The sequence below is a fragment of the uncultured Williamsia sp. genome, assembly GCF_947494875.1.
Taxonomy (GTDB): domain Bacteria; phylum Actinomycetota; class Actinomycetes; order Mycobacteriales; family Mycobacteriaceae; genus Williamsia_A.
Map to the genome: position 1 here is coordinate 62,823 of NZ_CANLWM010000004.1, position 15,170 is coordinate 77,992.

Genomic DNA, 15,170 nt, shown 5'->3' on the forward strand with positions numbered 1-15,170 from the left:
TGGCTTCCTGACTGACGGGACCGGTTCCTTCGTGATTGACTGTCGTCGGTCGCAGCTCCCGGGGGTCGGCGCGATGACGTCGCGCTCCCTCGGGAACGTGTTGCGTACGTGATACCCAAGGTTAGTGCGCGGCTCGTCCGCAAACGTCGCCAGTAGGTATGGCGGTCGGAACGGACCCGGCGCGATGCACGTCACGCCGCAATCTGTGAGCAGTGAGGACAGCAGTACATGGCACAGGGGACTGTGAAGTGGTTCAACGCGGAGAAGGGCTTCGGGTTCATCGCACCCGACGAGGGACCTGACGACGTGTTCGTCCACTACTCGGAGATCCAGGGTTCGGGATTCCGCACCCTCGAGGAGAACCAGCGCGTGGAGTTCGAGGTCGGTCAGGGCACCAAGGGCCCGCAGGCCACCGGCGTCCGCGGACTCTGAGGGTCTCTCGGTCCTGGCGGTGACCACCGGTCCCGCCGTACTGCGACCGTGACTCTTCGTCGTCGCCCCCGGCATCCCCGTGATGCCGGGGGCGACGTCTCTCCGGGGGTGGTCACCGCGGCGTCCGTCCAGGTCGCCCCCATACCCCCGGGGTAGGGTCCATCCGTGGGTCAGCTGTCCTTCTTCTCCGCCGAGACCGACGAGCCGTCGCTCGCCGATCTCGCGGGTTTGTTTGCGGCGCAGGGGCAGTCGAGCCACACCCCCGCAGGCAGCCGTGTCTCCATCGTCGTGGCCGCGCCCTGGCGGGCCGAGGCGCTGGTCGAGGAGATCGAACGCAGCGGAGCCCGCGCGTCCACGGCCGTCTCCGACGAGGGCTCGCCCATGGCGCGCACGGAGACCAGCAAGGCGCTCGACGCCCTCACGCGGTCGTGGACCACCGGCGCGGTCAAGACCATGCCGGCGGGTTGGGTCCCGTCGCCGCGCGCGCTGCGGCTGTGGACCATCGCCGCGGGTCGGCCCGACGAGGGCCGCTACACCCTCGGCCTCGACCCGCACGCCCCCGAGACCCACGCGCCGCTCGCGACCGCACTGATGCGCGCGGGCATCGCCCCCACGCTCGTCGGGACCAGGGGCGCCGGCCCGGGGTTGCGGATCACGGGCCGTCGGCGGCTGAGTCGTCTGGTCGAGAGCATCGGGGCCCCGCCGGACCACCCCGCCGCGTTCGCTGCGTGGCCGACCGTCTGAACAGGCGATTCGTGACCCGCTGACCTGCGCTTTGTGGATCGTCACGGGCGACGACGCGCCGGGTGGCGACGCGCTGGGAAACGATCGGCGCCGATCCTGCGTTGTGCCAAAAGAGTCCGGTATGGGGTAGAACAGGCCAGAAGTGCGCCGATGCCTCGGCGCCGCGGTCGGCAGCGTGCCGACACACATGAGGAAGGGCACGGGAAGACACCGTGGCAGACAGCGACACCACGTCCCCGTCACGGGGCGACGTGCGTCGTCTGGTGATCGTCGAGTCACCGACGAAGGCGCGCAAGATCGCGGGCTACCTCGGGTCGAACTATGTCGTCGAGTCCTCCCGCGGGCACATCCGCGACCTCCCCCGCGGCGCCGCGGACGTGCCTGCCAAGTACAAGGGGCAGCCCTGGGCGCGCCTCGGCGTCAACGTCGACGAGGACTTCGAGCCGCTCTACGTGGTCTCGCCCGACAAGAAGTCGACGGTCAGCGAACTCAAGCAGCTCCTCAAGGGTGTCGACGAGCTCTACCTCGCCACCGACGGTGACCGCGAGGGCGAGGCCATCGCGTGGCACCTGCTGGAGACCCTGCGCCCCAGCGTCCCGGTCCGCCGGATGGTGTTCCACGAGATCACCCAGTCGGCCATCCAGGCCGCCGCCGACAACCCCCGCGATCTCGACATCGACCTCGTCGACGCGCAGGAGACGCGCCGCATCCTCGACCGGCTCTACGGGTACGAGGTGTCGCCGGTCCTGTGGAAGAAGGTCATGCCGAAGCTGTCGGCGGGCCGCGTGCAGTCGGTCGCGACGCGCATCATCGTCGAGCGCGAACGCGAGCGGATGGCGTTCGTCTCCGCCGGCTACTGGGACATCGCGGCCACCCTCGACGCCGGCGCCGACGTCACACCGCGGACCTTCGGGGCGAAGCTGGTCTCCGTCGACGACGCCCGCGTCGCCAGCGGCCGCGACTTCGACTCCACCGGTTCCGTGAAGAAGGCCGACGGGATCGTCGTCCTCGACGAGACCCGGGCACGCGCACTCGCCGACGGTCTGCAGGGCGCGGACATGACGGTCACCTCCGTCGAGGAGAAGCCGTACACCCGTCGGCCCTACGCACCGTTCATGACGTCGACGCTGCAGCAGGAGGCCGGGCGCAAGCTGCGCTTCACCTCCGACCGCACCATGCGGGTCGCGCAGCGCCTGTACGAGAACGGCTACATCACCTACATGCGTACCGACTCCACGACGCTGTCGGAGTCGGCGATCACCGCGGCACGAGACCAGGCCCGTGAGCTCTACGGCGCCGACTACGTGCACCCGTCGCCGCGGCAGTACACCCGCAAGGTCAAGAACGCGCAGGAGGCCCACGAGGCCATCCGCCCCGCGGGTGAGTCGTTCCGGACCCCCGGTCAGGTCGCGTCGTCCCTGCAGTCCGACGAGTTCCGCCTCTACGAGCTGATCTGGCAGCGCACCGTCGCCTCGCAGATGGCCGACGCCCGCGGCACCACGATGAGCCTGCGGATCAGCGGCACCGCCACCACCGGCGAGCGCGCGACGTTCGCCGCGTCCGGTCGCACCATCACCTTCCCCGGCTTCCTCTCGGCCTATGTCGAGACGGTCGACGAGCAGGCCGGTGGCCAGGCCGACAACGACGAGGTCCGGCTGCCGACCCTCACCGAGGGCCAGCACCTGACCAGCACGGACCTGCAGGCCGAGGGGCATTCGACCAACCCGCCCGCGCGCTACACCGAGGCGTCGCTGGTGAAGATGCTCGAGGACCTCGGCATCGGCCGCCCGTCCACGTACGCGTCGATCATCGGGACCATCCAGGATCGCGGGTACGTCCACAAGAAGGGCAGCGCGCTGGTCCCGTCGTGGGTCGCGTTCGCCGTCGTCGGTCTGCTGGAGGCCTACTTCCGTCGCCTCGTCGACTACGACTTCACCGCGTCCCTCGAGGACGACCTCGACCAGATCGCGTCGGGGTCGGAGAACCGCACCGACTGGTTGTCGCGCTTCTACTTCGGCGGGTCGACCTCGGGGTCGCACGCCGACGCCGAGATCGCCGAGGACGGTGGGCTGAAGAAGCTCGTCGGGGTGAACCTCGAGGAGATCGACGCCCGGGAGATCAACTCCATCAAGCTCTTCGACGACGAGCAGGGTCGCCCCGTCGTCGTCCGCGTGGGTCGCTTCGGCCCGTACCTCGAACGCAACGTCGCCGGGCCGGACGCCGAGCCCGATCTGCAGCGCGCCAACCTCCCCGACGACATGACACCCGACGAGCTCACCCTCGAGGTGGCCGAGAAGCTCTTCAGCACACCGCAGGAGGGTCGTTCTCTCGGGTACGACCCGGTCACCGGGCACGAGATCGTCGCGAAGGAGGGCCGCTTCGGTCCGTACGTGACCGAGGTCCTTCCCGACCCGGACGACGATGACGGCGACGGCTCGGACATCGGTGGCGGCCCGTCGGCGCCGACCCCGCTCGACGGCGGAGAGCCCGCGGTCGCGTCGGGTGGCGGCACCGCCACGGCCACGAAAGCCCCAGCCGCACAGGCGCCCCCGGCGAAGAAGGCGGCCAAGAAGACCGCGGCGAAGAAGGCCGGCCCCAAGCCGCGCACCGGCTCGCTGTTCAAGTCGATGGAGATCGGCTCGGTCACGCTGGAGGATGCGCTCAAGCTGTTGTCGCTGCCGCGCGTCGTCGGCACCGATCCCGAGTCGGGTGAGGAGATCACCGCCCAGAACGGCCGCTACGGGCCGTATCTGAAGAAGGGCACCGACTCTCGCTCCCTCGCGACGGAGTCGCAGATCTTCGAGATCACCCTCGAGGAGGCGCTGAAGATCTACTCCGAGCCCAAGCGGCGGGGGCGGCAGGCCGCAGCCCCGCCGCTGCGCGAGCTCGGCAACGACAGCGTCAGCGAGAAGCCCATGGTCATCAAGGACGGCCGTTTCGGTCCGTACGTGACCGACGGCGAGACCAACGCCAGTCTCCGCAAGGACGACGACGTCGCGTCCATCACCCCCGAGCGGGCGATGGAGCTGCTCGCCGACCGTCGGGCACGTGGACCCGCGCCCAAGCGTGCCAAGAAGGCAGCCGCGAAGAAGACGACGGCGAAGAAGGCCACGGCCACGAAGACGGCGGCGAAGAAGTCGACCGCGAAGAAGACGACCGCGAAGAAGTCGACCGCCAAGAAGTCGACCGCCACGAAGTCCGCAGCCAAGAAGTCCGGCGGCGCAGGCTCTTCGGGGACCTAGACGCGGTCGGGGTGGGGGCATCCGTGGGGGATGGCGAGATCTGTTCGGAGGCGGTCGATCCGATCGACGTCGGATGGTTCCGCGCGATGTTCGACGCCAGCACGGTCCCGATGGCGCTCGCCGACGAGCAGGGTCTCCTGACGGCGGCGAACGCGGCCTACTGCGCAATGGTGGGCCGTTCCTGGACGGAGATCGCAGGCCGTTCGTCGCGCGACTTCACCCACCCCGACGACATCGCCGCCCACCACGCGATGGAGACGAAGCTGGCCGCGGCCGCGGATCGCCACGAGGCGCACCGCGAGGAGAAGCGTTACATCCATCCCGACGGGAGTGTGCGCTGGGGATGGGTGTCGGCAACGCCGGTGACCGGACCCGACGGGCGTACCTGGACGATGGCCGTCGTCCACGACACCACCGAGCGTCGCCGTACCGAGGACAACCTCCTCGCGGCTGCCTGGACGGATTCGCTGACCGGCCTGCTGAACCGGCGAGGGTGGGAGAACCGGTTGGCGCGGTTCGACGAGGCCCCCGTCCGGGTGGGGACGATCTCGCTCGCCGTCATCGACCTCGACCGGTTCAAGGCCTACAACGACACGCACGGTCACAACGCGGGCGATCGCCTGCTGGTCGAGTTCGCGCACGGAGCGGTCGCGACCGTCGAACCGCCGGGGGTCGTAGCACGGTGGGGCGGTGAGGAATTCGCCCTCGCGTTGCCGCACGCCGACGGCACCCGGGCCGCCGACCTGCTCATGCGGTTGGCGGCGGTGGTGCCCGACGGGCAGACCTTCTGCGCCGGGCACACCACCCTGCGCGCCGACGAGAGCCCGTCGGACTGTTTCGCGCGCGCCGACGCACTGCTCTACCGCGCGAAGCGCGCCGGGCCCGGCCGCGTCGTCGGGGACTGACCGCGCCGCCGCAGATCAGCGGCGTGACGAGCGGGCTTCCTCGTCGTCGTCCTCGTCGTCGGCCGCCTGTGCGTCTCCGGTGCCGGTGCCGGTCCGCGTCCCGGTGGGGCCTCGCGTCAACGACGCCCCGACAGCACTGTCGACGACACCGTCTGTGTCGTCGTCGACTGGCTCGTCGTCCTCGACGACGAGCGCGAACTTCGGTCGGGCCAGCTTGGTCTCGATCCCGCGGCCCCGGAGTTCGACGCTCTCCCCGATGTCCCAGCACTCTGCCTCGGCGTCGGAGGCGAGGTAGATCGCGCGCGCCGAGGCGAGTACACGCGTCGCCTCGTCCTTCGCCATCTCCGTCAGGCGGGCCGCCTCGTTCACCGGGTCGCCGATCACCGTGTACTCCAGGCGCTTCTCGGACCCGATGTGCCCGGCGATGGCCTTGCCCGCCGAGACGCCGATGCCGACGTCGGTCTCACCGAGGGTCCGCTCGAGCTCGATGCGGAGCTCGCGGGCGGCCGCCAACGCCTGACCGGCGAAGTCGGTGAGGTCGAGGGGTGCGCCGAAGATCGCGAGGGCCGCGTCACCCTGGAACTTGTTGATGAAGCCGCCGTGCCGTCCGACGGTCTCGACGACGACGCGGAAGAACTCGTTGAGCAGGTCGACCACCTCGCGCGGCGGTCGGGTGACGGCCAGTCGCGTCGAGCCGACGATGTCGACGAACAGGACACCGACGTAGCGCTCCTCGCCGCCCAGCTCGGTGCCGGTCTCGATGGCGCGGCGCGCGACGTCCTCGCCGACGTAGCGGCCGAACAGGTTCCGGAGCTCCTGTCGTTCCCGGAGGTCGGCGACCATGTCGTTGAAACCGGCCTGTAGCAGGCCGATGTCGCTGCCGTCGTAGATCCGGACCGAGGCGTCGAGATCGCCGGCGCTGACCGACCGCTGCGCCTCCCGCAGTTCCTTGATCGGGTCGGCGATGGCGCCGACGAGACGGATGAGCCCGATGAGTCCGAACAGCATGGTGGCGATGACCAGCCACAGCAGCGGGCGTTGCAGTCCGGCGGCGTCGGTGGTGATGACCCCGGTCTGCTGGCCGATCACCAGCAGGACCACGAACAGCAGCGGGGCGACGACGCTGATGCACCAGAACAGCACGATCCTGCCGGTGACGCTGGGCGCGATCGGGGTGCTCGACGGGTCGTTGGCCATGGCCGAGACGGTGATGGGCCGCAGTACCTTCTCCGCCTGCATGTACCCGAGGACGCACGAGACGAACCCGCCGATGGCCGAGGCGATCCAGACGACCAGTGCCGTCGAGCCCGACGCCTGCACGTTCAACAGGGCGAAGAGGACACCACCGACGGTCCACAGCGCGAGATTGACCAGGGTGAGCAGCACCGGCAGCCGCAGGGCACGACGTCGTGCGAAGTCGTTGTCGAGCCGGCTGCGTCGCCGATGCCACACCAGCACCGGCAGCGTCAGGAGGATGCTGAGATACCCACCGACGAACGCGGCCGCCACCAGGTAGACGACGAAAACGGCCTGGTTGTACCCGTTGATCCGGTCGAGTCGGACCGTGTACTCGTACGGCATCCCGAAGCGCAGGAAGGCGAAGGTGAACAGTGCGCCGATGATGTTCGCCCGGAGCAGGTCGAGCGCGAGGATCGGCCACGGCGTGTGCGCCAGCCAACGCAGCAGGTGGATCATCCTGCGCGCGCGCGACTGACGTTCGACCACGGGTGTAACGGTAGCGGTCCGACCCCGGCCACCACGGGTGTTGGTCGGACGGGCGAGCGGTCGTGCGGTGGTATCCGGGCCGCGTCGGTGGGCGCGGTTACGCTGGCCGCGTGACTTCGGTGTTCGACCGCCTCGTCGGGCAGCAGCACGTCGTCGACGAGCTCGCCGCCGCCGCGCGGTCGGCGCGTGCGGTGTCGGCAGACATCGCGTCGGCCGAGAACGGCGAGGTCTCGATGTTCGCCGAGGATTCCGGCGCGGGAACCGTGCCCGTCCGCAGCTCGATGACGCACGCGTGGCTGTTCACCGGTCCGCCGGGCAGCGGGCGGTCGGTGGCGGCGCAGTGCTTCGCGGCCGCGCTCCAGTGCGAGGCCCCCGACGTCGTCGGGTGCGGTCACTGCCACGCCTGCACCACCGTGATGAGCGGAACGCACGCCGACGTGCGCCGCATCGTGCCGGACGGGCTGAGCATCTCGGTGAAGCTGATCCGCGAGACGGTGCAGATCGCGGCGCGGAGGCCGGCGACGGGTCGGTGGCAGGTGGTGCTCATCGAGGACGCCGACCGTCTCACCGAGCAGGCGGCGAACGCCCTGCTGAAGGTGGTCGAGGAGCCGCCGTCGCGCACGGTGATCCTGCTGTGCGCGCCCAGCGTCGACCCCGAGGACATCTCGGTGACGCTGCGGTCGCGGTGTCGTCACATCCCGCTGACCATGCCCTCGGTGTCCGCGATCGCCGAGGTGCTCACGCTCGACGGAGTCGACACCGAGACCGCGCGGTGGGCTGCGTCGGTGTGCGGTGGCCACGTCGGGCGAGCACGTCGACTCGCCACCGACGAGCAGGCCCGCAGTCAGCGGACCCAGGCGCTCGGGCTCGCCCGTGCCGCCACGCGGGAGTCGACGGTGTACGGCGACGCGGAGAACCTCGTGCGCGCGGCGGAGTCGGTCGCGAAGTCGATCAGCACCGAGGTCGACGAGGCGGAGACCGAGGAGTTGCGGATGGCGCTTGGCGCGGGCGGCACCGGCAAGGGATCCGCCGGGGCGCTCCGCGGATCGGCCGGCGTTCTGAAAGATCTGGAGCGGCAACAGAAGTCCCGACGGACCCGCCTGCAGCGCGACGTGCTCGACCGCGCTCTCGTCGACCTGGCCGCGCTGTTCCGTGACGCGGTGGTCGCGGCCTACGGAGCTCCCGTCGCCGCCATGCACCCCGACATGGCCGACCAGACCCACCGCATGGCCGCGTATGCACCACCCGAGAAGCTGCTGCAGTGCGTCGAGGCTGTCCTCGAGTGCCGCGAAGTGCTCGACCAGAACGTGAAGCCGAAGTTCGCCGTCGACGCGATGGTCGCCTCCATCGCGACGGCTCTGCGTCGCTGAGCGGGCGTGGCGACGCGGTTTGGTCGCGGTGCGCGGCGGTCGATACACTGGTCGGCGCTGCCTTCGGGTGGCACGCCGCCTTAGCTCAGTCGGTAGAGCGCTTCACTCGTAATGAAAAGGTCGCGAGTTCGATTCTCGCAGGCGGCTCCACGTGTGACCAGTGACCAGTGTCAGCGCTTCTGGGCGCCGATACCGTCGAGCATCAGCTCCACGCCCGCCAGGAACTGCTCCCGGTCGTCGTGGTCGCGCAGCGAGTCGGCCATCGCCCGCACGAACGGATAGCGGTCGACGTCGAGCCCCGCCCATCTCTGCGACTCCTGTCCCAGCGCCTCGGCGCGAGACCCGGCCTGAGCGTCCTGCGCGTGCCGGCGCGCGTTGGCCGCGTTCTGGCCGGCGCCTCCGAGGATGTAACTGAGCACCGCCGTGGCCGTGTCGAAGAGGCGATCCGTCGGCACGCCGAGCTCCTCGACGCGCTGGCCGACCGCGTCGAGCACCGCGATCATCCCCGGCTGACCGAGCCCGCGGGCGAGGTGGGTGGCGACCCACGGGTGATCGTCGACCGTGTCGAAGACGCGAAGAGCGATCGCGCGCAGCGCTTCTCGCGGGTCAGCGATGCCGTCGACACCGGTCAGCGTCCGATCGATGGCGTCGGCGGCAGCCGCGGTGAGCAGCTCGTCCTTGTTCGCGACATGCCAGTAGATCGCGCCGGCACCCGTCTCGAGGCGCGCCGCCAGGGCGCGGAACGTCAGCGCGTCCTCGCCGTCGGCGTCGAGGATCTCCGTCGCGGCGGCGACGATCGCGTCCTTCGACAGCGATTCGGTACGGCGTCCCCGTGGCGGCATGGCCCCATCTTGACATTCCTGGAACGTCGTTCCAAACTCGGTCACGAGCACTGGAACGCCGTTCCAGCACGGCGAAGGGAGACAGTATGAGCACCATCACGATCATCGGAGCCGGGCTCGGCGGGCTCGTACTCGCTCGTGTCCTGCACGTCCACGGCATCCCCGCGACGGTCGTCGAGGCCGAGCCGTCCGCCGAGAGCCGGACGCAGGGCGGTCAGCTCGACATCCACGAGGAGGACGGTCAGGTGGCGCTCGACGCCGCGGGTCTGACCGAGGGGTTCCGTGCGATCATCCACGCCGGCGGCCAGGCGACGCGCGTCGTCGACAGCTCCGGGGAGGTCCTCCTCGACGACGACGCGCCCGAGGTCGACGTGGCGTCCGGCAGGCCCGAGGTGCTGCGCGGCGACCTACGGCGACTGCTCCTCGAGTCCCTGCCCGAGGGTGCGGTGCGGTGGGGGATGAAGGTCGCGTCCGTGGCGACCCTCGACGACGGACGGCACGAGATCCGCTTCGTCGACGGGAGTTCGACCGTCACCGACATCCTCGTCGGCGCGGACGGGGCGTGGTCCCGCGTGCGGTCACTGCTCACCGATGCGACGCCCGAGTACAGCGGCGTCACATTCGTGGAGACCTGGCTGCACGACGTCGATCTCGCCCATCCCGCGACGGCGGCGCTCGCTGGCGCCGGTGCGATGTTCGCCCTCGCGCCGGGCCAGGGCATCTCGACGCACCGGGAGGCCGGTGACGTGCTGCACGCCTACGTCCAGCTGCGACGACCGGCGGAGTGGGTCGACGATCTGGAGGCCTCCGGCGATGTCCGCGGGCGGGTCGCCGCCGAGTTCGACGGCTGGGCTCCGGAGCTCCGCGCGGTGATCACGGACTCCACGACGCCGCCGGTGATCCGGCGGATCCACGCGCTCCCCGAGGGCACAGGCTGGGACCGTGTCCGCGGCGTCACGCTTGTCGGTGACGCGGCCCATCTCGCACCGCCGGCGGGCGACGGCGCGAACCTGGCCATGCTGGACGGCGCAGAACTGGCGCAGGCGATCGTGTCCCACCGCGACGACGTGGACGCTGCGATCGCCGCCTACGAGACGGCGATGTTCGCACGGACGACCGACGCCGGGCGGGATGCCCGCGCGATCCTCGACCTCTGCATCGGCGACTCCGCCCCGTACGGACTCGCGGCGTTCCTGCGCGGCCACGGCGAACCGGCCGAGACGGTCACGGCCGATTCCGGGTCCACTGGTCTGCACGGGCGATGAGCACACGCTCGACGGCGTCGAGCGGCTCGATCGACCGACCCGCGCGGGCCACCAGCGCTGCGCCCTCGAGAGCGGAGATGACGAGAACAGCCTCGTCCCACGCGGCGGCGCGGTCGACGCCGAACCGGCGGTACAGGGACGCGAGGGTCGTGCGCCACCGGCTGAACCGTTTCTCTGCCTCCACGCGCAGCGGGTCCACCTCCGCGACGTCGACCACGAACGACGCGATCGGACATCCCGCGGTGAAGTCGGTACGCAGCAGCACCTCGCGCCACGACGCCACGATCATCCCGATCGCCTGCGGCAGATCCGTGGCGTCGGCGTGGGCGCGCAGCGTGCCGGCGACGAAGTCCTCCAGGGCGATGTCGATCGCCTCGGTGAGCACCTGCGCCTTGCCGCCCGGGAAATAGCGTTGCAACGAGCCGCGCGGACCGCCGGCGTCGGCGGCGATCTGACGCATACCGACCCCGGTCACCCCGCGTTCACGGATCATCCGCGCCGCGCTGCGGACCATCCGCGTGCGGGGTGGTTCGAGGTCCTCCGTGGTCATGAGGAGAAGTTTAGCCACGGATTATGACAGTCGTCTTCGTCTGTTAGCGTGATCGCACGATGACGGTCGTCATCGACGAGGTCCATGGCCCGGGAGGGCGCGATGCAGGCGTTGCAGCTGAATGAGTACGGCCGTCCGGGCTCGGGCGTCGTAGAGCTCGTCGATGTGCCGGCCGACGAACCCGGCGACGGACAGGTCGTCGTGGCGCTCGATGTCGCGGCCATCAACCCGTCGGATCTCCTCATGATCGCGGGGCGGTACGGCTACCGGCCCGCGTTGCCGACGATCCTGGGCGCCGAGGGTGTCGGGCACATCGTGGCCGTGGGCCCCGGCGTCGACGCCGGTCGAGTCGGGGAGCAGGTGCTCGTCCGGCCGACGCTGGTGGACACGACCTGGCGTGAACAGACCGTGATCGCAGCGAGCGACGCGATCGCCGTGAACGGCGACGCCATGCAGCTCGCGATGCTGGGCATCAATCCGATGACCGCGTGGGGCATGCTCCACGGGTTCACCGATCTGGCGCCCGGTGCCTGGGTGGCTCAGACCGGGGCGAGCTCGGCCACCGCCGGGTACGTCCGCGCGCTCGCCCGTCGTGCCGGGCTCCGCCTGGTCGACATCGTCCGCCGGCCGGAATCGGCGGCGGCCCTGCGGGAGTCGGGTGCCGATCTCGTGCTCGTCGAGGGCCCCGACATCGCCTCGCAGGTCGGACAGGCACTCGGTCGCGACACCGTGGACCTGCTCATCGACGGGGTCGGCGGCGCGACGACGACCGCACTCGCGTCGCGGATGTCGGTCGGCGGCACGATCATCAGCTACACGTCGCGCGGCGGTCAGCCGGTCAGCATCGACATCCCCGACCTGATCTTCCGTGGCCTCGTCGTCCGCGGGTTCTGGCTCAGGAACTGGCAGGACTCGGCACCCCCGGGCACGGTGGCGGAGCGGTATCGCGAGCTGGCCGCACTGGTCGCCGACGGGACCCTGCACGCGACGATCGAGGCGACGTATCCGCTCGCGGAGTTCGACGCAGCTCTCGCGCACGCCGCCCGGCGCGACCGGGCCGGCAAGGTGCTCTTCGCGATCGGTGATCACAGCTGATGGCGACCGCGGATGTCGGTCGCGTCGGATCCCCGCGCACCACTCTCACCGTCTCGGCCCTGGGCACCCTGCTGGTGTTGGTCGCGTTCACCGCGCCGCTGTCGACGCTGAACGTGACCGCCGCATCGCTGGGCGCCGACGTGAGCGGCAAGACCTGGATCCTGAGCTCGATGAGCATCGGACTGGCCGCGGCCCTGCTGTCGGCGGGGACCATCGCCGACGACTTCGGTCGTCGTCGCACCCTCACCCTCGGTCTCGTCCTGATGGCCGTCGGATCCGTTGTGGGCGTGCTGGTACCGGATGTCCTCGTGTTCGTGCTGACCCGCGTCATCGTCGGCGTCGGTGGCGCCGCGGTGATCGCGGCGAGCCTGGGCATCATCGCCCACACCTTCGCTCCCGGTCCTGCGCGGGCGGCGGCGAGCGGCGTCTGGGGTGCGAGCGTGGGCGCGGGCATCGCGATCGGGCCGCTGCTCTCGGCGCTGCTGGAGAAGGCGCACAGCTGGCACGACGCCTACTGGGTCCTCGCCGCCGCGTCGCTGATCCTGGCCGGGCTCGCGGAGCGCGTCGTGCCCGAATCGCGGTCCGATGCACCGAGAGGTCTCGACCTGCCGGGTGCGCTGCTGTTCGCCGGCGGTATCGCGACACTGCTGGCCGGCCTCGTCGAGGGCCGTCAGGGGTGGGGACAGCCGCTGGTGATCGGCTTGTTCGTCGCGTCGGCGGCGCTGCTCGTCCTGTTCGTGGTCGTCGAACACCGCAGCGCGACGTCGATGCTCGACCTGTCGCTGGTGCGCTCACCCGCCTTCGGCGCCGCGACCCTCGCCGCCGTGGCGATCGGTGCCGGTGCGATCGCGCTCATGTCGTACATGTCGGGCTTCCTGGGTGCGGCGCTCGGGGTCTCGGCCCTCGGCGCCGCGCTGCTGCTGTTCGCGTGGTCGGGCACATCCGTCGTCACCGCGCTGCTGGCCCGCCGCATCCCCGCCCGGATCGCGGGACGGGTCCAGCTCGGGGTCGGGTTGCTCGGCGTCGCCGTCGGTCTCGCCGGTCTGACCGGAATCGGGGAGGGCTCGGGATGGCCGCGATTCCTCCCGGGCCTGCTGGTCGCGGGGATCGCGACCGGCGTGGTGAACGCCAACCTGGGCAAGGAGGCGGTCGCGAGCGTCCCGGCCGGGCGCGGTGGGATGGGCAGCGGGGCCAACAACACCGCCCGCTACGTCGGGTCGGCGATCGGTGTGACGATCGTGTCGGTGATCGCCACCCACCCGGGACCAGGGTCGGTCGCCGCCGATCTCGTCCATGGCTGGAACACCGCCTCGGTGGTGACGGCGGTCATCTCCGCGGTGGGCGGGCTGGTGGTGCTCGGACTGCACCTGCGGGCCACTAAACTCGCCGACAACGCCCTCGCGGGCCCGACTGTGCAGGTGGCCGACAAGCTGTGAGCGTTCTCGTGTGTTTCCACGCCCATCCCGACGACGAGGTGTTCTCCACCGGCGGCACCATCCGTCTCGCCGCCGATGCCGGTCACCGCGTCGTGTTGGTGACGGCCACCGACGGTGCGCTCGGCGAGTTCCCCGACGGGATCCTCGAACCGGGTGAGTCGCTGCTGTCGCGGCGTCGCCGGGAACTCGAGGCGTCGGCGTCGGCGCTCGGGGTGCACCGACTCGTCATGCTCGACTACCCCGACTCCGGGATGGCCGGCACCGCGGACAACGACAACACCGCCGCGTTCTCGAACCTGCCCGTCGACGAGCCTGCTCGTCGTCTCGCGGATGTCCTCGTCGAGGAGTCGGCCGACGTGGTGACCTTCTACGACAGCAACGGTGGGTACGGCCACCCCGACCACATCGCGGTGCACCACGTCGGACGTGCTGCGGCCGAGATGGCCGGGACGCCACATCGTTTCGAGAGCGTCGCCAACCGGGACCGGATGCGCGAGATGATGAGGGCCAACCCGCGCTGGACCGAGGACGCCCCCGACCTCGACCTCGATTCGTTCGGGGTGCCGGCCTCGGAGATCACCGTCGAGGTCGACGTGACCGCAGCGATCGACGCCAAGCGGGCGGCGATGGAGGCACACGCGACGCAGGTCGGCGACTTCGGTCCGTTCCTGCAGATGCCGATCGATCTGCTGCGCATGGTGATGGGACTCGAGTCCTACCGCCACGCCGACCTGGTGAACCGGTCGATGGTGGACAGCCTGCCGCTGTGACGCCGGCTCAGCCGATCGTCGCGTGCATCTCCCAGACGATGACCTCGGCACCGGTCGTGCTGGACATCCGCTGACCGCCGGATCCGGTGAGCCGCACGGCGTCTCCCTCGTGCAGGTGACCCACACCCTCCATCTCGACCTCGCCGCGGGCGACGAAGACGTGCCCCATCGGGCTGTCGGGGAGGGTGATCGCCTCGCTGCCGGGCCGTAGCCGCGCGACGTGCATCGCCGCGTACTTGTTGGCGATGCGGATGGCCGAGTGGTCGACGTGCTCGGGCATGCCCGACGCGACCGTCACGAGACCGCCCGACAGCAGCTCGTCGTCGATCTCGAGTTGCTCGTAACTCGGCGTGATCCCGGATTCGTCGGGGACGACCCACATCTGGATGAAGTGCACGGGGTCGTCGTGGCGATCGCCGTGGCCGCCGGCGTCGACGCCGAGGCGCCACGAGTCGTTCTTCTCCGAGTGCAGGATCCCGGTTCCCGCGCTCATCCGTTGGGCCAGGCCGGGATAGATCACACCCGAGTGGCCCATCGAGTCCTGGTGGACCAGCGACCCCTGCAGGACCCAGGTCACGATCTCCATGTCCCGGTGGGGGTGCGTGTCGAAACCCTGGCCGGGCGTGACGATGTCGTCGTTGTTGACCAGCAGCAACCCGTGGTGGGTGTTGTCGGGGTCGTAGTGCGACGAGAACGAGAACGAGTGGTGCGAGTCGAGCCAGCCGATCTGCGTGGAGAATCGGTCCGCCGCGCGACGGACGTCGACGACGGGTGCGGGTGCAGTCATGCGAACC

At 70.3% G+C, this 15,170-nt stretch carries 13 protein-coding genes and 1 tRNA gene; 10 read left to right on the forward strand and 4 right to left on the reverse strand.

What is annotated here, in order from left to right; translation table 11 throughout:
• Positions 1-228: 228 nt before the first annotated feature.
• The 4 genes from Q1A98_RS10650 (at position 229) to Q1A98_RS10665 (ending at position 5,323) form a co-directional block, all read left to right on the forward strand.
• Positions 229-432 carry a cold-shock protein gene (locus Q1A98_RS10650; RefSeq protein WP_299573018.1) on the forward strand — a complete coding sequence of 68 codons (204 nt, stop codon included), beginning with the start codon at positions 229-231 and terminating at the stop codon, positions 430-432.
• Positions 433-597: 165 nt separating this feature from the next.
• Positions 598-1,176 (forward strand): hypothetical protein, encoded by a 579-nt coding sequence (locus Q1A98_RS10655; protein ID WP_299573020.1) that lies wholly within the window; start codon positions 598-600, stop codon positions 1,174-1,176.
• A gap of 212 nt (positions 1,177-1,388) precedes the next feature.
• The gene (topA, locus tag Q1A98_RS10660) at positions 1,389-4,418 is read left to right on the forward strand and encodes a type I DNA topoisomerase (RefSeq protein ID WP_299573022.1); all 3,030 of its coding nucleotides are present in this window, start codon (positions 1,389-1,391) and stop codon (positions 4,416-4,418) included.
• 23 nt (positions 4,419-4,441) lie between these two features.
• Positions 4,442-5,323, forward strand: a complete 882-nt coding sequence (locus Q1A98_RS10665) for a GGDEF domain-containing protein (RefSeq protein ID WP_299573024.1) — start codon at positions 4,442-4,444, stop codon at positions 5,321-5,323.
• A 15-nt stretch (positions 5,324-5,338) separates the two neighbouring features.
• Here Q1A98_RS10665 and Q1A98_RS10670 read toward each other — a convergent pair whose 3' ends face one another.
• On the reverse strand, positions 5,339-7,018 hold the full coding sequence (locus Q1A98_RS10670) for an adenylate/guanylate cyclase domain-containing protein (protein WP_299573802.1): 1,680 nt from the start codon (positions 7,016-7,018) through the stop codon (positions 5,339-5,341).
• Positions 7,019-7,158: 140 nt separating this feature from the next.
• Between Q1A98_RS10670 and Q1A98_RS10675 the strand changes: the two genes are divergently transcribed.
• Positions 7,159-8,418, forward strand: a complete 1,260-nt coding sequence (locus Q1A98_RS10675; RefSeq protein ID WP_299573026.1) for a DNA polymerase III subunit delta' — start codon at positions 7,159-7,161, stop codon at positions 8,416-8,418.
• A gap of 74 nt (positions 8,419-8,492) precedes the next feature.
• Positions 8,493-8,568, forward strand: a tRNA-Thr gene (locus Q1A98_RS10680).
• A 20-nt stretch (positions 8,569-8,588) separates the two neighbouring features.
• On the opposite strand, the gene Q1A98_RS10685 is transcribed toward Q1A98_RS10680, so the two are convergent.
• On the reverse strand, positions 8,589-9,260 hold the full coding sequence (locus tag Q1A98_RS10685; RefSeq protein WP_299573028.1) for a TetR/AcrR family transcriptional regulator: 672 nt from the start codon (positions 9,258-9,260) through the stop codon (positions 8,589-8,591).
• Positions 9,261-9,346: 86 nt separating this feature from the next.
• On the opposite strand from Q1A98_RS10685, the gene Q1A98_RS10690 reads away from it, so the two are divergent.
• Positions 9,347-10,525 carry an FAD-dependent monooxygenase gene (locus tag Q1A98_RS10690; RefSeq protein ID WP_299573030.1) on the forward strand — a complete coding sequence of 393 codons (1,179 nt, stop codon included), beginning with the start codon at positions 9,347-9,349 and terminating at the stop codon, positions 10,523-10,525.
• Here Q1A98_RS10690 and Q1A98_RS10695 read toward each other — a convergent pair.
• Positions 10,485-11,075, reverse strand: a complete 591-nt coding sequence (locus Q1A98_RS10695; RefSeq protein ID WP_299573032.1) for a TetR/AcrR family transcriptional regulator — start codon at positions 11,073-11,075, stop codon at positions 10,485-10,487. The two genes, Q1A98_RS10690 and Q1A98_RS10695, sit on opposite strands and share 41 nt — an antisense overlap.
• Positions 11,076-11,159: 84 nt before the next feature.
• On the opposite strand from Q1A98_RS10695, the gene Q1A98_RS10700 reads away from it, so the two are divergent.
• The 3 genes from Q1A98_RS10700 to Q1A98_RS10710 are packed head-to-tail and all read left to right on the forward strand — an operon-like array spanning position 11,160 to position 14,376.
• Positions 11,160-12,170, forward strand: a complete 1,011-nt coding sequence (locus Q1A98_RS10700; RefSeq protein WP_299573034.1) for a zinc-dependent alcohol dehydrogenase family protein — start codon at positions 11,160-11,162, stop codon at positions 12,168-12,170.
• Entirely contained in the window at positions 12,170-13,606 is a 1,437-nt protein-coding gene (locus Q1A98_RS10705) for an MFS transporter (RefSeq protein ID WP_299573036.1), read from the forward strand. The genes Q1A98_RS10700 and Q1A98_RS10705 overlap by 1 nt, the downstream gene beginning before the upstream one ends.
• Complete coding sequence (locus Q1A98_RS10710) at positions 13,603-14,376, forward strand: PIG-L family deacetylase (RefSeq protein ID WP_299573038.1); 774 nt, start codon at positions 13,603-13,605, stop codon at positions 14,374-14,376. Before Q1A98_RS10705 ends, Q1A98_RS10710 begins: the two co-directional genes overlap by 4 nt.
• Positions 14,377-14,383: 7 nt before the next feature.
• Here the strand turns inward: Q1A98_RS10710 and Q1A98_RS10715 are convergent, their stop codons facing one another.
• Positions 14,384-15,163: a pirin family protein gene (locus Q1A98_RS10715; RefSeq protein ID WP_299573040.1), complete on the reverse strand. Its 780-nt coding sequence runs from the start codon at positions 15,161-15,163 to the stop codon at positions 14,384-14,386.
• Between the last annotated feature and the right edge of the window lie 7 nt (positions 15,164-15,170).